The following is a 17,822-nucleotide window of genomic DNA, read 5'->3' as shown; positions in this document are numbered from 1 at the left end:
GAGCACGACCGCGCCATGCCCCCCGCCCCCCCCGCCGACGACCTGCAGACCCTGGCCAGCCGCGCCATCTCGCCACCGCTGGTGACCCACATGTACACCGCCGATCCGTCGGCGCACGTCTTCGACGGCGCGATCTATATCTATCCCTCGCACGACATCGACGCCGGCGTGCCGTTCAACGACGACGGCGGCCATTTCGACATGGAGGACTACCACGTGTTCCGCATGGACAGCGCCGACGGCCCGGCGCTGGACTGCGGCGTGGCGCTGCACGTGAACGACGTGCCGTGGGCCGAACGGCAGATGTGGGCGCCCGACGCGGCGTACAGGGATGGGCGCTACTACCTGTATTTCCCGGCCAAGCGCGCCGACGGCATCTTCCAGATCGGCGTGGCCGTCGGCACGCGCCCGGAAGGCCCGTTCGCCGCCGAGCCGCAGCCCATCGACGGCAGCTACTCGATCGATCCGGCGGTGTTCGCCGACGACGACGGCGAGCACTACCTGTACTTCGGCGGGATCTGGGGCGGGCAGCTGCAGAAGTACCGCGACAACGCCTATGCGCCGGCGCACGAGGAACCGGCCGACGCCGAGCCGGCGCTGGGCCCGCGGGTGGCGCGGCTGCGCGCGGACATGACCCAGTTCGCCGAGCCGCCGCGCGAGGTCAGCATCGTCGACGAACACGGCCAGCCGCTGCTGGCCGGCGACCATGCGCGCCGCTTCTTCGAAGCGCCGTGGTTGCACAAATACGATGGGCGCTACTACCTGTCCTATTCCACCGGCGACACCCACCTGCTGTGCTACGCGGTGGCCGACACGCCGTACGGGCCGTTCACCTACCAGGGGCCGATCATGCGCCCGGTGATCGGCTGGACCACCCACCATTCGATCTGCCAGTTCCAGGGCCGGTGGCACCTGTTCTACCACGACTCGACGCTGTCCGGCGGCGTGACCCATCTGCGCTGCATCAAGGTCACCGAACTGCGCCACGACGCGCAGGGGCGCATCGCGCCGATCGATCCCTACGGCGCTTGAGCGCGCGCACGACGGCCATGCCGTCGCGTGCGCCTGCGCCGCGGCGCACGCGCATCGCCCGCCGGCGATGCACGTGCGCTGCGTGGCCGCCGGCTTACGGCAGCCAGACCAGGTTCTGGGTCTGCGGGTCGGTGGTGACCTTGTCGATCTTGCCGGCGCCGTCGAAGGACACCTGGAACTCGCCGAAGCTGCTCAGCCAGTAGCGCCACAGGTTGCTGTCCAGGTTCGGGTTCTCGCTGCTGATCGGATAGCCCAGCGCCATCAGGGTCTGCTCGCGGGTCATGCCCTTGGTGACGCGGCCGCTGGCGATCGCCTCGCGGATCTTCTGCGGGTATCCGGCCAGCTTGAGCTTGGGATCCTGCAACACCACGTAGCGCTGGGCGAAGGCCTCGTTGCCCAGGTCGCGGCTGTAGTCGTTGCCGATGGACTGCTTCTGGCCGTCGATCAGCACGTTGACCCGGTAGCGGCCGTAGCCGGTGACCTTGACCGGGGTGCCGGCCGGGATCACCCGCTTGCCGTTCTCGGCATAGTTGCTGTCGCTGATCCAGCTGCCGTCGCTGCGCATGTTGCAGCACAGGAAGCCGTCGTACTTGGTTTCGGCCGCGGCGGCCAGGCCGGGAACGGCGGTGGCCAGGGCAAGGGCGAACAGGGAATGACGCAGACGCATGGAGACTCCTTTCTTGGCGGCGATCCTGCCGCGGGTGGTGCGGACGATGGGAAGGGCGCCGCCTCCGCCGCGGCGCCGGGCGCATTGTGCCGGCAACCGCGGCCGCGGCAAAGCGCCGGGCGCGGCGGCGCACGGTGACGGCGCCCCCGCCGGCTGTGTATGCTCGAACCCAGTGGAAGAGATGACGCCCGCCGAGATCGCCCAACGCATCGACCAACTGCGTCGCGAACACCGTGCGCTCGACGAACAGATCCAGCGCATCCCGGCCAACCTGGACGACGAACTGCAGGCCAAGCGGCTGAAGAAGCGCAAGCTGCACCTGAAGGACTGCATCATGCGCCTGGAGAACCTGCTGATTCCCGACGAACCGGCGTGAACGCGGCGACGTTCTTCAGCGTAGGGCATTCCACGCGGCCGCTGGACGAGTTCCTGGCGATCCTGCGCGGCGCGCAGGTCACCCAGCTGGCCGACGTGCGCGCGTTCCCGTATTCGCGGCGCTTCCCGCAGTTCGACGGCAGCGCGCTGGCGCCGGCGCTGGCCGCCGCCGGCATCGGCTACCAGCACTTCCGCGCGCTGGGCGGGCGCCGCGGCAAGCAGCACGGGGTCGATCCGCAGCTCAACGGCCATTGGCGCAGCGTCAGTTTCCACAACTACGCCGACTACGCGCTGGGCGGCGAATTCGGCGAGGCGTTCGCGCAGCTGCGCGAACTCGGCGGCCGCGGCGCGTGCGCGGTGATGTGCGCCGAGGCGTACTGGCGCCAGTGCCACCGGCAGATCATCTGCGACCACCTGCTGCACCACGGCCATCCGGTGATCCACCTGATCGACGCCCGGCGCAGCGAGCCGGCCACGCTCAATCCGGCCGCGCGCGCCGATGCGCAGGGGCGGCTGGTCTACCCGCCGGACGCGCCGCCCGCCGGTTCGGTCACCGGCGATCTGTTCGGCGGCTGAGCCACGGGCTTCGGCGATGCCGATGCCATATGTGGGAGCGACTTCAGTCGCGACGGGCCTCACCGGTAGAGCCCGTCGCGACTGAAGTCGCTCCCACAATCGAACGACACATGGAGGGCTGAGGGAGAAAGCGCCAGCGGCTTCCCGCCAGAGGCGGTAGCAGACCCCTTCGCTTTCGCCGCCGCTTCAATCCTGCGGCACCACTGGCTCCTCGACCTTCGCCGCTTCCGGGCTGACCCGCTCGATGGTGTGGCGCAGTTCGCGGCCGAGGATGAACTTGGCGTCCTTCGCCCACGCGTCCAGGCGCTCGTCGAACATCAGCTTGCTGTTCTCGTCCGGCCACACCAGCTTCAGTTCGCGCAGCTTCTGGATGAAGCCGCGGAACAGGGTCTTGTCGAAGAATTCCGGCGCCGCCGGCGCGTACAGCAGGCTCAGGCGCTGCGCGGCCTGCTGGCACAGGCTCTCCAGTTCGCCGGCGCCGAGCTTACCCGGGCCGTTCTTGACCAGCACCGAGATGGCGATGTAGTAGCGCTCGAACGCCTGTTGCAGCGAATGCCCGATCGCGCGCAGCCGGAACACCTCGTCGGTCTGCCCGGTGTTGCGCGCCAGCACGCCGCCGTCGTCGTCGTTGACCTGCTGCAGCAGGCCTTCGCGCATGAACACGTCGATGGTGCGCTCGATGCGCGCGGCGAACGCGTCCTCGGTCCACGGCAGGAACAGCTCCGACTGCAGGAACGGGTACACGGTGCGGCCCAGCCGCAGCAGCCCGGAACGGCTCATGCGCCGGTTGTTCTGGAAGCAGCACGCCACCCACGACGAGGCGGTGAACAGGTGCAGCACGTTGTTGCGGAAGTAGCTCAGCAGCACCGCGGTGTCGCCGCTGACGCTGAGCACGTCGCCCAGCGGATGCGGGGTGCGGGTGAGGACGTTGATCTCCTCGGCGTGGGCGATGATGCGCTCGGGCGAATGCGGGGTCACCGTGATCCGGTCCGAATACGGCATCTCCGCCAGCAGCGTCTTGCACAGCGCGATCTGCGCGATCAGGTCGGCCTCGCCCATCGCGTGCTTGGGCGTGGACAGCAGCGCCAGCGCCAGCAGGTTGACCGGGTTGACGTCGGCGGCGGCGTTGATGTGCACCTGGATCTGCTGCGCCAGCAGGTCCACGGTGCCGTTGAGCCAGTTCGGCTTTTCGTCCTCGCCCAGCGGCTGGCCGTCCCACTCCGGTGCGCGCTGCGCCAGCACCTGGCTCAGCGCGATCGGCTCGCCGAAGTTCACCACCACCTGGCCGTAGTTCTGCTTGAGCACCTTGGGGATGCTCCACAACAGGCCCCAGATCGATTCCTTCTCCTTCGGCCGGCCGCTGAGCTCGTCGAGGTAGCTGTTGCCTTCCATCAGCTTCTCGTAGCCGATGTAGACCGGCTGGAACAGCACCGGCTTGCGCGGCTGGCGCAGGAACGCGCGCAGCGTCATCGCGATCATGCCGCCCTTGGGCTGCAGCAGCCGGCCGGTGCGCGAACGCCCGCCCTCGACGAAGTACTCGATCGAGTAGCCGCCGGCCACCAGCTGCGCCACGTACTCGCTGAGCACCGCCGAATACAGCGCGTTGCCGCGGATCGAGCGGCGGATGAAGAACGCGCCGCCCTTGCGCAGCAGGGTGCCGACCACCGGCAGGTTGAGGTTGATGCCGGCGACGATGTGCGGCGGCACGATGCCGCGCTCGTACAGCAGGTAGGACAGCAGCAGGTAGTCCATGTGGCTGCGGTGGCTGGGCACGTAGATCACCTCGTGCCCGGGCGCGGCTTCCTTGAGCTTGTCCAGGTGGTGCACCAGCACGCCGGCGTAGATGCGGTTCCACACGTGGGTCAGCAGGAAGCTGGCCGAACGCACCACCGGGCTGGAATAGTCCGCGGCGATCTCCCAGGCGTAGGCGTGGGCCTTGCGCCAGGCGTCGACCGGCTTGCTGTTGTCGCGCTTGGCCTGCGCGGCGATCGCCTCGCGCACCGGCTCGGACGCCAGCACCTGGTCCACCAGCAGGCGGCGGGTGGACAGGTCCGGGCCGATCACCGCCTCGCGGATGCGGCGGAAATGGGTGCGCAGCACCCGTTGCAGCTTGCGCACGGTGCGTTCGGGCGGCAGCCCTTCCTCCACCGTCTGCCGCATCGACACCGGCGGGGCGAAGCGCACGATGGTGCTGCGGCCGTTGAGCAGCACGCCGAGCAGGCGCCGGAAACTGCCCACCAGCGCCCAGTTCTCGGAGAACAGCACCGCGAACCAGCCGCTCTGCTTGTCCGGCGCACGGCCGACGAAGATCGACACCGGCACCAGGTGGATGTCCAGGTCCGGGCGGTCGCGGTGCGCCTGCAGCAGCTTGGCCAGCGAATCGGAATGGGTCTTGGCGCCGCGCTGTTCGGGGATCAGCGCGTTGTTGCTGCTGCGCCGCGACAGCGCCAGGTAGGCACGCTTGCGCCCCAGCGGGTCGCCGGGCAGGGGCACCAGCGGCGAGGGCAGCCCGGCCTCGCGGCAGGCCTTGTCCAGGATCAGCGCATTGGACAGGCCGTAGTCCTCCAGCACGTAGACCACCGGGCGGCCGTCGTCGTACTGGCCGGGTTCGGCCGGTTCTATCTTCAGCGTCAGCCACGGATCGGCCAGGCGCCCGAGCAGGCGCGCCCACAGCGGCCGCTTGGCGCCGCGCACGGCGGCGGCAAGCGGCACCGGCAATGCGGCCGGCGCCGGCGCGGCGCCGCCCGCACCGGTCTCGTCGGTCGGGGCAGCGGGCGAGGCCGCAGGGCCCGAGCGGCGCGCGGCGTCGTCGTCGGGGAAAGGAAGGGGATTTTGTTCTGGCATCGGCGCCATTATCGCTTAGCCGGCAGTGTGGGGTCGGCAGCGGGCGCGGCCGGGGCCTGGACCGCCCCGGAAGCCCCCGTTTCGGCCAGCAGCGCATCCACCTCGCGCAGGGTCTCGCGGAAGTACCAGCGGCCCTGGCGCCGGACCAGCACCGCGGTGGTGTCGATCTGTTCGTTGCCCAGCGGGTACTGGATCCGCACCACCGCCTGGTCGCCCTGCTGGCTGACCAGGCCGGTGCGCAGGCCGCGCAGGCTGGCATCCAGGTCCAGGCCGTAGCCGGCCAGCACCGCCTTGACGTCGCCCAGGAACGGTCCCAGCCGGCGCAGGCTCGCATCCATGCCGGCGGCGCCGAGTTCGGCATCGCTGTGCAGGCCGGTGCGGCGCGCGCCGGCGCTGAGCCGGGCGATCGCCGCCTGCGCGCGCTTGGGTTCGGCCAGCGGCGCCAGCTGCGCCCAGCCGCTCAACGCACCCACCAGCTGCACGTAGTGGCCGCGTTGCTCGGGGGTGTACTGGCCCTGGTTGCGCAGGTACTGCACGCCGAACAGGCCCAGCGAGTGCGCGGCCTGCTTCAGGCTGGCGGCCTGGCCGGCGAACTGCGCATCGAAGCTGCGCTGCAGTTGGCGCTCGGCGTCCGGCGCGGCCAGCGTGGCGAGCGCGCCGGGCAGGCGGTCGGCCAGCGGCAAGGTGGTCAGCGGCCAGCGGCTGCGGCCCTCGCTCCAGGCCTGTTGCAGGCGCTGGTATTGCTCCGGCGTCACCGCGCTGCGCGCGTAGCCGGCAAGGTCGTCGTCCTGCAGCTGGCGCGCCAGCTCGCGGACCGCCGCGGCCGGTTCGGCGGCCGCGCCGGGCAGCTCGCTGGGCGTGCGCTGGCACGCGGCCAATGCCAGCACGGCCAGCGCCAGCAGGGGGACGGCGGGAAAAGGCAGGAGCCGGATCGAACGTGGCGGCATACGGTGCAGGCTTCGTCCCCAAACGTCCTGCATCTTGCTGGCAGGCGGGGTTTCCGGCAAGCCGCGGTGGCGCCGGGGCGCCGCCCTGCGGCGCGGCGCCGGTGCCAGGCGCGCGGACGTGGCCTGGAGTGCCACCGGTATCATGACCATGGCGGCCGATCGCCCCGTGTGGCGGCACATTGCGCCATATTGCAGTGCATCATGTAACCGCTTGCAGTTGCTGTTACCGTCCGCTCCACCTCGCTTGAGGTGGCACTGGACGGGGGTTTCAGTGGAATCGAAGACAGAAAAGTTCCGCGAAGCCCGTCACGGTAGCTTCGGCGGACAGCGTTTGGCACTTGCGTGCGCCTGCCTGATGTTGCTTGCGTCCTTGCCGGCGCTGGCACAACAGCGGCTGCCGCCGCGCGAGGCGTGGCGCGCGTCGAGCTCGTCGCAGCAGGTCAAGGCGCAGGCGATCGAGTACCTGATCGACGGCGATCCGGCCACCCGCACCGGTGGCGCGTTCAGTCCGGGCCACTGGTTCCAGGTCGACCTGGGGCGCGATGCGCGCATCGCCGGGGCGCGCCTGCAATGGGACAGCGCCAACCCGGAGGGCTATCTGCTGCAGACCTCGCGCGACGGCCGGCGCTGGACGCAGGTCTATGCGATGGCCGATTCGCTGGGCGGCACCGAGACGTTGTTCTTCGCGCCGCAGACGGCCCGCTACCTGCGCCTGGCCAGTCCGGCGCGCACCTCCGACTGGGGCATCTCGATCTTCGAGATGGAACCGCTGGGCATGGACGCGGCGGCGGCGTTGCGCGGCACCGCCGACGATCGCGCCGCGGTGCAGCTGTGGCAGGGCGGCAAGCCGCAGGCGCTGCGCGCGCGCAGCGATGGCGCGCACCTGCTCGACATCGCCCTGCCGCGGCCGCTGTCCACCGCCGGCCTGATCGTGGAGTGGTCCGGCGCGCATGGCGCGGCGCGGCTGCAGGCGCGCGAGAAGGCCAATGGCCCGTGGATCGAGCTGGCCAACGACCCCGGCGCGGCGCAAAGCGAACACAGCTACCTGGCCGCACCGGCGCCGCATACCGTGGCCGCGCTGCGCCTGGCGGTGGACGGCGCCGCCGGCACCGCGCCGGCGATCGCGCGCCTGCGCCTGCTCGGGCCGGCCGCGGTGATGACGCCGATGAAGCGCTACCAGGTGGCCGCCAGCCGCGCCGACCGCGCATTGTTCCCGGCCTCGCTGCAGATGCAGCAGACCTATTGGACCGTGGTCGGCATCCATGGCGGCCGGCAGAAATCGATCTTCGACGAATTCGGCAACCTGGAAGCGTATAAGGGTGCGCCGCTGGTGCAGCCGTTGTGGCGCGACGCCTCCGGCCGCGCCGCCGGCGCCGCCGGGGCCACGCTCACCCATGCGCTGCGCGAGGGCTGGATGCCGATGCCGTCGGCGACTTGGTCGCCGCAACCGGGCCTGGAGCTGCGCAGCGAAACCTTCACCATCGAGCACGGCGGCCAGCCGGTGACGCTGCTGCGCCACCGCCTGCGCAATACCGGCAGCACCGCGGTCGACGGCACGCTGTCGCTGGTGGTGCGGCCGATGCAGATGAACCCGCCGTGGCAGAACGGCGGGCTGTCGCCGATCCGCGACGTGGCCATCGAGGACCAGGCCGGCGCGCGCGCGGTGCGGATCAACGGCCGCGTGCTGCTGAACGCGCTGACCCCGGTCGACACCGCCGGCGCGGCGCCGTTCGGCGCGCAGGGCGAGCAGGAGATCACCGCCCACGTCGCCGCCGGCACCGTGCCGCCGGCGTTGCAGGCGCACGACGCCGACGGCCTGGCCGCGGCGGTGCTCGGCTACCGGGTGCAGCTGGCGCCCGGCGCCAGCCGCGACGTCGTGGTCGCCTTCCCGCTGGGCACGAGCAGCGCCGACGCCAAGAGCGGACGGTTGCCCGACGCGCCGGCGCTGGATCGCGCCGCGCTCGCCCGCGCCGGCTTCGACAAGCTCGCCGACCGCGTCGCCGCGCAGTGGCAGGCGCGGCTGGGCCAGGTCGGCCTGTCGCTGCCCGATCCGTCGCTGGTGGACATGCTGCGCGCGCAGGCCGCGTACATGCTGATCAACCAGACCGGCCCGGCGATGCAGCCGGGGCCGCGCAACTACAACCGCTCCTTCATCCGCGACGGCATGGCCACCTCGGCGGTGCTGCTGCGCATGGGCCAGGCCCAGGTCGCGCGCGACTACCTCAAGTGGTACAGCGACCACGCGGTGCATCCCAACGGCCTGGTGTCGCCGATCCTCAACGACGACGGCACCGTCAACGACGGCTTCGGCTCGGACCTGGAGTACGACAGCCAGGGCGAATACATCACCCTGGTCGCCGACGTGGCGCGGCTGGACGGCGGCCCGGCCTCGGTGCGCGAGTATCTGCCGAAGGTGAAGCTGGCGATGAAGTTCATGCAGGAGCTGCGCGAGCGCACGCTGGTGCCCGGCTACATGGCCGAGCAGCCGGCGCCGGAGCGCTTCGCCGGCATCATCGCCCCGTCGATCAGCCACGAAGGCTATTCCAGCCCGACCCACAGCTACTGGGACGACTACTGGTCGCTGAAGGGCTGGCACGACGGCGCCTGGCTGGCCGAATCGCTGGGCGACGCCGCCACCGCGGCGTGGGCGCGCGAGCAGTACGCGGCGCTGCACGCGTCGGTGGCCGCGTCGATCCGCGCGACGATGGCGTGGAAGGGCAGCGACATCGTCCCGGCCTCGGCCGACCTGGGCGACGGCGATCCGAGCAGCGTGTCGATCGCGCTCGACCCGACCGGCCAGCAGGACCTGATGCCGCCGGAAGCGCTGCGCCTGACCTTCGCCCGCTACCTGGACGACGTGCGCAAGCGCAAGCAGCCCGACTCGCTGTGGGCGTATTCGCCGTACGAGATGCGCAACGTGCTGACCTATGTGCACCTGGGCCAGCCGCAGGTGGCCGACGAGCTGCTGCAGGACATGATGCGCGACCGGCGCCCGTTCGAGTGGCAGGTGCTGGCCGAGGTGGTGCACTCGCGGCTGCGCTTCCCGCGCTATCTCGGCGACATGCCGCATACCTGGATCGGCGCCGAGTACGCGCGCACCCTGTTCGGCATGCTGATGCACGAAGGCGACGACGCGCTGTCGCTGCTGCCCGGTGCGCCGCCGGCGTGGCTGGCCGGCGACGGCCTGTCGGTGCAGCGGCTGCCGACCGCCTACGGGTCGCTGACCCTGCGCGCGCGGCAACAGGGCGACACGTTGAAGGTCACGCTCGGCTCCGGCCTGCGCCGGGACGCGGCAGTGCGCGTCGCCTGGCCCTCGCGCACGCGGCCGACCGAAGTGCGCGTGGACGGGCGCCGGGTCGATGCCTACGACGCCGACGGCATCGCGCTGAGCAAGCCGTTCCGCAGCCTGGAGGCGCGCTGGTGAATCCGCGCACCGCACAACCGCCGGGACCGCGCGCCAGCATCACCATCAAGGATGTGGCGCGCATGGCCAACGTTTCGGTGGCCACGGTGTCGCGCACCATGAACGGCCACCAGCACGTGGCCGAGCCGGTGCGCGAGCGGGTGCTGGAGGCGGCGCGCACGCTGCACTACGTGCCGCACCATGCCGCGCGCAGCCTCAGCAGCCGGCGCACCCACACCATCGGCGTGGTGCTGCCGGACCTGCACGGCGAGTTCTTTTCCGAACTGATCCGCGGCATCGACACGGTGGCGCGCGAACGCGGCCTGCACCTGCTGGTGTCCAGCTACCACGGCGAACCGGAGGAACAGCGCCTGGCGGTACAGCGCATGCCCGGGCGCGTGGACGGGCTGCTGGTCATGTCGCCCTATCTCAACCAGCGCGCCGCCGGCCACGACGCCGGCAACGCGGCGGCCGAACTGCTGCCGGCCGCGCTGCCGGCGGTGCTGATGAACTGCGCCGACCCGGTCGCCGACGCGCAGGTGCTCAACGTGGACAACTACGGCGGCGCGCGCGCGATGACCGCGCACCTGCTCGACAGCGGCCACCGCCGCATCGCGTTCATCGCCGGCCCGGACGACAACTTCGACGCGCGCGAACGCCTGCGCGGCTACCGCGACGAGCTGCGCGAACGCGCGCCGGCGACGCCGCCGCACGTGCTGCCCGGCGATTTCGACGAAGCCTCCGGCTATCGCGCCGGGCAGGCGCTGCTGCGCGGCGAGCGCCCGGACGTGGTGTTCGCGGCCAACGACATGATGGCGCTGGGCTGCCTGTTCGCGCTGAGCCACGCCGGGCTGAGCGTGCCGGACGACATCGCCCTGGCCGGCTTCGACGACGTGCCGATGGCGCGCTACGTTCATCCGGCGCTGACCACGATGCGCGTAGACATCGCCGGCTTCGGCGCGCGCGCGATGCGCATGCTGATCGGCATGCTGGATCCGCGCGGCGAACCGGCCGCCGCTGCCTCGGCCGACATCGCGCCGCAGCTGATCGTGCGCGCGTCCAGCGCATCGCGGAGGACGGCCATGGACTGAGACGCCCAGCCGCGTTGCGTCGTATTGCTGCACCTTTGCGTATTTTCCCTATTAAAAGAATCGAGTTGATCGCCCTGGGAGGGGTAACTGTCATGAAGAGCAAGCGTTCCAGATCCAGCCTGCCCGCTCGCAGCCTGTTGTGCTGCGCCCTGGCTGCCAGCCTGTTCGCCGCCGCGCCGCAGCTGGCGCTGGCGCAGTCCAGCAACGCGATCCTGCGCGGCCAGGCCCAGGCCGGCGCCGAAGTGGTCGTTACCAACACCGCCACCGGCTCGGTGCGCCGCACCCCGGTGGGCGCCAACGGCAACTACACCGTGATCGGCCTGCCGCCGGGCACCTACACGGTCGAGTCCAACGGCGTCAGCCGCACGGTGACCCTGCAGGTCGCGTCCTCGTCCACGGTCGACCTGGACGCCGGCACCGCCGCCGCGCCGGGCGGCAGCGCGACCACGCTGGACACGGTCACCGTCACCGCGCCGATGCTCAAGGACGTGAAGACCTCCGAGGTCGGCAACATCGTCTCGCTGCGCCAGATCCAGCAGCTGCCGCAGGCCACGCGCAACTTCCTCGAGTTCGCCGACACCGTGCCGGGCATGGTTTTCCAGATCGACGGCAACGGCAACACCAGGCTGCGCGGCGGCGCGGCCAACGCCAGCGCCGGCAACCTGTACATCGACGGCGTGGGCCAGAAGAGCTACGTGCGCAGCGGCGGCATCGCCGGCCAGGCCGACACCCAGGGCAACCCGTTCCCGCAGCTGGCGATCGGCGAATACAAGGTCATCACCTCCAACTACAAGGCCGAGTACGGCCAGGTCAGCGGCGCGGCGATCACTGCGGCGACCAAGTCCGGCACCAACGAGTTCCATGGCGAGGCGTTCTTCCGCTACACCGACCAGGATCTGCGCGACAAGCGCCCGGACGAGGACAACGGCAGGATCGATTCGCAGACCAAGGAATACGGTTTCGCCCTGGGCGGCCCGATCCTGCAGGACCGCATGCACTTCTTCGTCGCCTACGAAGGCAAGGAGAACGTGGCGCCCAAGAGCGTGCAGGCCGAGGCCAACGCGCAGCCCTTCGTCGGCGTGCTGCCGGCCAATCTGGCCAGCCAGTACGGCGCGGCGAACATGCCGTTCGAAGAGGACCTGGTGTTCGCCAAGATCGACTTCGAGCCGACCGACCGCGACCGCATCGAGCTGAGCACCCTGTACCGCGACGAGACCCAGGTCGCCAACGTCGGCGGCATCAATTCGCCGGAGCAGGCCACCAACAAGATCAACAAGGACAAGCGCTCGACCCTGCGCTGGCAGCACAGCGCCGACAGCTGGTACAACGAACTGATCGTCGGCACCGAGGATTCGGAGAACAACCCGACCGCCAAGACCCTCGGCAACGGCATCCTCTACAAGTACCTGGCGCCGCGCGCCAACTCCACCGACGTGGACGAGTACACCTTCCTGGCCACCGGTTCGGCCGGCGGCCTCACCGTGCAGCGCAAGAGCCAGAAGGGCTGGTTCCTGCAGAACGACCTGACCTTCACCAGCTTCGAGTGGCATGGCGAGCACACCATCAAGATGGGCGTGAACTACAAGGACGTCAAACTGACCTCGCAGGATGCGGCGGCGGTGAATCCGCAGTTCGGCTATTCCGTCGATGCCAACGGCGTCGCCGCCACGCCGTACCGGGTGGACTTCGTCGCGCCTTACACCACGCCCGGGCAGCGGGCGACGGTGGAATCGCCGTCCAAGCAGTACGGCATCTACCTCCAGGACGACTGGGCCGCCACCGACAAGCTGATGATCAACATCGGCGTGCGCTACGACTACGAGGACACCCCGGCCTACACCGACTTCGTCACCTCGCAGGCGTTCGTCGACGCGCTGTACGGCGACGATCCGGACCTGCCGGGCCAGCAGCCCTGGGCCAACCGCCTGCTGCCCAGCGGCATCAATGCCGCCGACTACATCAGCACCGGCAACAACCGCAAGAACTTCAAGGACGCATGGGCGCCGCGCCTGGGCTTCTCGTACGACTTCTTCGGCGACCAGAGCGCGGTGCTGCACGGCGGCGCGGCGCGTTCCTACGACCGCAACCTGTTCGAGCAGCTGGCCCTTGAAAGCAGCAAGGCCGCGCTGTCGCCGGTCGCGGTGTATTTCGAGAATCCGGCCACCGGCCAGTGCTTCCGCGACGACCGCACCTGCGTGGCGTGGGATCCGCGCTTCCTCAACGGCGTGGACCAGCTGAACACCATCCCCGGGGTCAGCGGTAGCGCCGAGCTGTTCATCTTCAACAACAACATCAAGACCCCGTACAGCGACCAGTACAGCATCGGCATCACCAACCAGGTCGGCGACTGGCTCACCGACGTCACCTTCCAGCGCGTGCTCAGCTACGACGGCTTCGTGATGTCGCTGATCAACCGCTATCCGGACGGCTCCTACTTCCAGAACGGCAGCGTGCCGTGGGGCGAGCCGGTGCCGGGCTACCAGAACACGATCATCGGCAACAACGGCCTGGAACAGCGCAGCAGCCAGGTGCTGCTGTCGGCGGAGAAGCCCTACACCAAGGAATCGGGCTGGGGCCTGACCCTGTCCTACACCCACACCAACGCGCGCCAGAACCGCAAGATCGACGAGCCGTTCGCGTTCGACAAGCCGACCATCGATGGCTACCGGTTCGTGAAGTCCGATGCGGCCGCCGCGCACCGTTTCGTCGCCTCCGGCTCGATCGACGGTCCCTGGGGCGTGACCTTCGGCGCCAAGGTGGTGCTGGCCACGCCGGAGCCGGTCAACGAAATCGCCTGCTACGGCTTCATCGAGGCCGACGGCGGCACCTGCCAGCAGGTCGGCGTCACCCCGCCGGGCAGCGGCAAGTTCCTGTTCGGCGGCGACATCTGGGGCTACCGCACGGTCGACTTCCAGGCCAGCAAGGACTTCACTCTGGCCGGCGACTTCAAGCTGTCGGCGCGCATCAACCTGCTCAACGCGTTCAATTACAAGAACTACTCGTCGTATGTGTACAACGGCTGGGGCAGCGGCGGGCGCCTCGAGCCGAACATCACCATCAAGGAGGACGGCGAGATCAACTACGTGCCGCGCACTGTGACCTTCGAGATCGGCGCCAAGTTCTGATCCAGCGCCGCATTCCGCGCGTGCCGCACGGCACGCGCGGCCAACCCGAACGGGGCCACTTGGCCCCGTTCGTCTATCCGTGAGCTCCCGCTTCGCATCGCACAGGAACGCGCCGCATGATCGCCGCACCCCTTCGCAACCTCGTCGTCGTCGGCGGCGGCACCGCCGGCTGGATGGCCGCCGCGGCGCTGGCCCGCGTGCTCGGCCCGGACTACCGCATCACTTTGATCGAATCGGAGCAGATCGGCATCGTCGGCGTCGGCGAGGCCACCGTGCCGCACATCAAGGCCTTCAACAACCTGCTCGGCATCAACGAGGCGCAGTTCGTGCGCCAGACCCAGGGCAGCTTCAAGCTGGGCATCGAATTCGTCGACTGGTCCCGCCTCGGCAGTTCCTACATCCACGGCTTCGGCACGCAGATCGGCCATCCGCTCGGGCTGCTGCCGTTCCACCAGTACTGGATCAAGCAGGCGCTGCGCGGCAAGGCCAAGGCGCTGGGCGCCTACACGCTCAACACCGTGGCGGCCACGCGCGGCAAGTTCATGACCTCCGCCGGCGACGTGCCGGCCAATTCGCCGCTGGCCAACATCGCCTACGCCTACCACTTCGACGCATCGCTGTACGCGCGGTTCCTGCGCGGCTACGCCGAGCAGCGCGGCGTGCAGCGGATCGAGGGCATCGTCGAGCAGGTGCAACTGCATCCTGAAACCGGCCACGTGCAATCGCTGCGGCTGGCGTCGGGGCACGTGGTGGACGGCGAACTGTTCATCGACTGCTCCGGCTTCCGCGGCCTGCTGATCGAGCAGGCGCTGCATACCGGCTATCACGACTTCACCCACTGGCTGCCGTGCGACCGCGCGCTGGCGGTGCCGTGCGAGAAGGTCGGCCCGCCGACACCGTACACCCAGTCCATCGCGCGCGCGGCCGGCTGGCAGTGGCGCATCCCGCTGCAGCACCGCACCGGCAACGGCTACGTGTATTCCAGCGCGCACATCAGCGACGACGAGGCCGCCGCCACGCTGCTGGCCAACCTGGACGGCAAGCCGCTGGCCGACCCGCGCCCGCTGCGCTTCGTCACCGGCCGCCGCAAGCAGGTGTGGAACCGCAACGTGGTCGCGCTGGGCCTGGCCAGCGGCTTCATGGAGCCGCTGGAATCGACCAGCATCCACCTGATCCAGTCCGGCATCTCCAAGCTGCTGGAGCTGTTCCCGCGCGAAGGCATCAGCCCGGCGCTGGTGCAGCGCTACAACGACCGCATCGCCTTCGAGTTCGACCGCATCCGCGACTTCCTGCTGCTGCACTACCACGCCACCCAGCGCGACGACAGCGCGTTCTGGCGCCAGTGCCGGGAGATGGCGATCACCCCCGAACTGCAGGCGACGCTGGACCTGTTCCGCGACAGCGGCCGCTTCTACCGCAACGGCGAGGAGATGTTCGCCGAGATCAGCTGGGTGCAGGTGATGGTCGGCCAGGGCATCGTCCCGCAGGCCTATCACCCGCTGGTCGAGCAGGTGCCGAACGAGGAGGTGGAGCGCTTCATCGCCGGCGTCGAGCAGACCATCTCCCACTGCGTGGACGTGATGCCCACCCACCAGGCCTTCATCGAACGCTACTGCGCGGCGCCGTCGCCGGGCTGAGCGCGGCGCGTGCGCAAAAAAAAGAGGCCACGCACACCAGGTGCGGGCCTCCTCAAGATCCGACCGAAGCCGGAGAACAGTGTATGGCGCATCTCCGGCAAGGCCGGACGCTGCGCATGCTACCGGGACTCGGAAGCTAATGCAATGATTTAAGTTGTCGCTCTCAAACCATTGTTATTGAAAGAAATTGTAAAATCCCGGGGCCGACCCTACGCCGGTTCCTGCCCCAGGGTCGCCGCGATTTCGCGCTGGATCGCCTCGGCGGCGCTGCGCGGATCGGCCGCCAGCCGGATCGGGCGGCCGACCACGATCGCGTCGGCGCCGTCGGCGAAGGCCTGGGCGACGCCGACGGTGCGCTGCTGGTCGTCGCCGACCGGGCCGCCGGGGCGGATGCCGGGGCAGACGATGGAGAAGCCGGCGCCGGTGGCGCGGCGGATCGGCGCGGCCTCCTGGCCGGAGGCGATCACTCCGTCGATGCCGGCCGCCTGCGCGGCCAGCGCGCGTTCCACCACCACGTCTACCGGCTCGCGGTCGATGCCCATGCCGCGCAGGTCGTCGCGGCCCATCGAGGTCAGCACCGTCACCGCCAGCAGCCGCATCTGGCCGCCGTTGGCGTCGGCGGCCGCCTGCATCATCTCGCGGTGCCAGCCGTGGATCGTGCAGTAGTCCACCGGCCACTGCGACAGGCGCCGGATCACCCCGCCGACGGTGGCCGGGATGTCGAAGAACTTCAGGTCCACGAACACGCGCTTGCCGCGCGCGGCGAGCGCGTCGAGCACCTCGAAGTACTCGCCCGAGGCGAGCAGTTCCATGCCGATCTTGTAGAACGCCACCGCGTCGCCGAGCCGCTCGACCCAGTCCAGCGCCTCGGCACGGCCGGGCACGTCCAGCGCGAAGATCAGCCGTTCGCGCGCGCCCAGCGCCAGCGGCGCGCGGCTCACTGCGCCAGCTCCAGCGCGTCGCGCTTGGCCTGGTGGCGCGCGGCGCGCGGCTGCGCGAAATCGTTGTTGAACAGCGCCGGTTCCCACGAGCCGTAGGTCGGGTTGGGCAGCATCCACCAGCGCTCGCCGAACCAGTCGTGGTACTGCTGCAGCAGCTGCGCGCGGCCGTCGGGGGTGTTGGCGGCGATCTGCACGAAGTCGCCCAGCTGGTCGCCGAACTGCATCAGCACGCGGTACTGCTGGCCGACCAGCCTGCGCCGGCAGTTCTTCTCCGAACCGTTCTGCTCGCAGTCCTTGACCACCGTGCCCAGGCCCAGCAGCACGCTGTTGTCGGCGACCGGCAGCCCGGCGCTGCGCAGGTTGGCCAGGGTCGCCTCGGTCAGGTGCACCGCGCGGTTGGACACGTACAGCACGGTGATGCCCCTGGCGCTGGCGGCCTTGGCGAAATCGACCACGCCCGGCACCGGCCTGGCCTTCTTCTCGGCGACCCACTGGTCCCAGCTGAGCTCGTCGTATTCCTTGCCGTTGCGGATCAGCCGCGCCTGGTAGGGCGAGTTGTCCAGCACGGTCTCGTCCACGTCCATCACCACCGCCGGCTTCAGCCCGGCCGCGGCGTTGCCGCGCTCCTCGGGCACCAGCGCGTCCCAGTTCGGCGCCTTCAGCGCCGTGTCCAGGCGGTCGGCGGCGGCGCGGTAGGTCTGCTCGGACAGCGCGCGGTACTCGGCCGAGCGCTGCACCCACAGCACCGCGTTGAGGTTGTCATCGCCGGCGACCGGCGCGGCGTCCGCGGCCTGCGCAGGCGTGGCCGCCGCGGGGGTGTCGGCGGTCGCGGCGGCGGGCGGCGCCGGCTGCGGCTTGCAGGCGGACAGGGCAAGCACGGCGCAGGCCAGTGCGGTGCGGGCGATCGGGCTCATCGTGCGCGGGAACCTTGGCGGGGGAATCGCGGGATTTTACCGGGTTGCGACGGTGGCCGACGGACCGGCCCACGGCCGCAGCGCCGCGGCCCTAGGGAATTTCCCGACAGCGCGTGGGGAAACGCCGGATTGGCGCGTCCTGGGGAATGCACCACAGTTCGCATTGCCTGCGCGGATGCGCAGCGCCCATCAAGGATGCGATCCATCCCCCTGCGCTCGCATGGGGAACACGCCGGATGCGTAACAGGGGAAACACGTGCAACTGTGGAG

General features: G+C 70.0%; 12 protein-coding genes. 7 read left to right on the top strand and 5 right to left on the bottom strand.

Translation table 11 applies throughout. From position 1 onward, the window contains the following. The first annotated feature begins 15 nt into the window (after positions 1–15). A complete protein-coding gene (locus tag JR065_RS19700; protein WP_206236171.1) occupies positions 16–1,032 on the top strand; it encodes a glycoside hydrolase family 43 protein in 1,017 nt (338 codons plus the stop codon). Positions 1,033–1,126: 94 nt separating this feature from the next. Here the strand turns inward: JR065_RS19700 and JR065_RS19695 are convergent, their stop codons facing one another. Continuing rightward, positions 1,127–1,699 carry a hypothetical protein gene (locus JR065_RS19695; protein ID WP_206236170.1) on the bottom strand — a complete coding sequence of 191 codons (573 nt, stop codon included), beginning with the start codon at positions 1,697–1,699 and terminating at the stop codon, positions 1,127–1,129. 181 nt (positions 1,700–1,880) lie between these two features. On the opposite strand from JR065_RS19695, the gene JR065_RS19690 reads away from it, so the two are divergent. Next, entirely contained in the window at positions 1,881–2,075 is a 195-nt protein-coding gene (locus JR065_RS19690) for a YdcH family protein (protein WP_241093787.1), read from the top strand. Continuing rightward, complete coding sequence (locus JR065_RS19685) at positions 2,072–2,650, top strand: DUF488 family protein (protein WP_206236169.1); 579 nt, start codon at positions 2,072–2,074, stop codon at positions 2,648–2,650. Before JR065_RS19690 ends, JR065_RS19685 begins: the two co-directional genes overlap by 4 nt. 186 nt (positions 2,651–2,836) lie before the next feature. On the opposite strand, the gene plsB is transcribed toward JR065_RS19685, so the two are convergent. Together plsB and JR065_RS19675 are read right to left on the bottom strand one after the other, a co-directional pair. After that, positions 2,837–5,503, bottom strand: coding sequence for a glycerol-3-phosphate 1-O-acyltransferase PlsB (gene plsB, locus JR065_RS19680; protein WP_206236168.1), 2,667 nt, complete (start codon positions 5,501–5,503; stop codon positions 2,837–2,839). Then, the gene (locus JR065_RS19675; protein ID WP_241093784.1) at positions 5,503–6,441 is read right to left on the bottom strand and encodes a hypothetical protein; all 939 of its coding nucleotides are present in this window, start codon (positions 6,439–6,441) and stop codon (positions 5,503–5,505) included. The genes plsB and JR065_RS19675 overlap by 1 nt, the downstream gene beginning before the upstream one ends. A gap of 355 nt (positions 6,442–6,796) precedes the next feature. On the opposite strand from JR065_RS19675, the gene JR065_RS19670 reads away from it, so the two are divergent. From JR065_RS19670 to JR065_RS19655, 4 genes are all read left to right on the top strand, one after another. Beyond that, complete coding sequence (locus JR065_RS19670; RefSeq protein ID WP_206236167.1) at positions 6,797–9,865, top strand: discoidin domain-containing protein; 3,069 nt, start codon at positions 6,797–6,799, stop codon at positions 9,863–9,865. Between the two features lie 62 nt (positions 9,866–9,927). Next, positions 9,928–10,935, top strand: coding sequence for a LacI family DNA-binding transcriptional regulator (locus JR065_RS19665; RefSeq protein ID WP_241093783.1), 1,008 nt, complete (start codon positions 9,928–9,930; stop codon positions 10,933–10,935). A 92-nt stretch (positions 10,936–11,027) separates the two neighbouring features. After that, positions 11,028–14,060, top strand: coding sequence for a TonB-dependent receptor domain-containing protein (locus JR065_RS19660; RefSeq protein ID WP_206236164.1), 3,033 nt, complete (start codon positions 11,028–11,030; stop codon positions 14,058–14,060). Positions 14,061–14,176: 116 nt separating this feature from the next. After that, on the top strand, positions 14,177–15,697 hold the full coding sequence (locus JR065_RS19655) for a tryptophan halogenase family protein (protein WP_206236162.1): 1,521 nt from the start codon (positions 14,177–14,179) through the stop codon (positions 15,695–15,697). Between the two features lie 209 nt (positions 15,698–15,906). Here the strand turns inward: JR065_RS19655 and pyrF are convergent, their stop codons facing one another. Continuing rightward, positions 15,907–16,638 carry an orotidine-5'-phosphate decarboxylase gene (gene pyrF, locus JR065_RS19650; protein WP_206236161.1) on the bottom strand — a complete coding sequence of 244 codons (732 nt, stop codon included), beginning with the start codon at positions 16,636–16,638 and terminating at the stop codon, positions 15,907–15,909. Next, entirely contained in the window at positions 16,635–17,552 is a 918-nt protein-coding gene (locus tag JR065_RS19645) for a 5'-nucleotidase, lipoprotein e(P4) family (protein ID WP_206236159.1), read from the bottom strand. The genes pyrF and JR065_RS19645 overlap by 4 nt, the downstream gene beginning before the upstream one ends. Positions 17,553–17,822: the final 270 nt, after the last annotated feature.

The sequence above is a fragment of the Xanthomonas sp. genome, assembly GCF_017163755.1.
Classification (GTDB): Bacteria; Pseudomonadota; Gammaproteobacteria; order Xanthomonadales; family Xanthomonadaceae; genus Xanthomonas_A.
The sequence above is the reverse complement of the archived record's forward strand: the minus strand, read 5'-3'. Positions and strand labels throughout refer to the sequence as shown.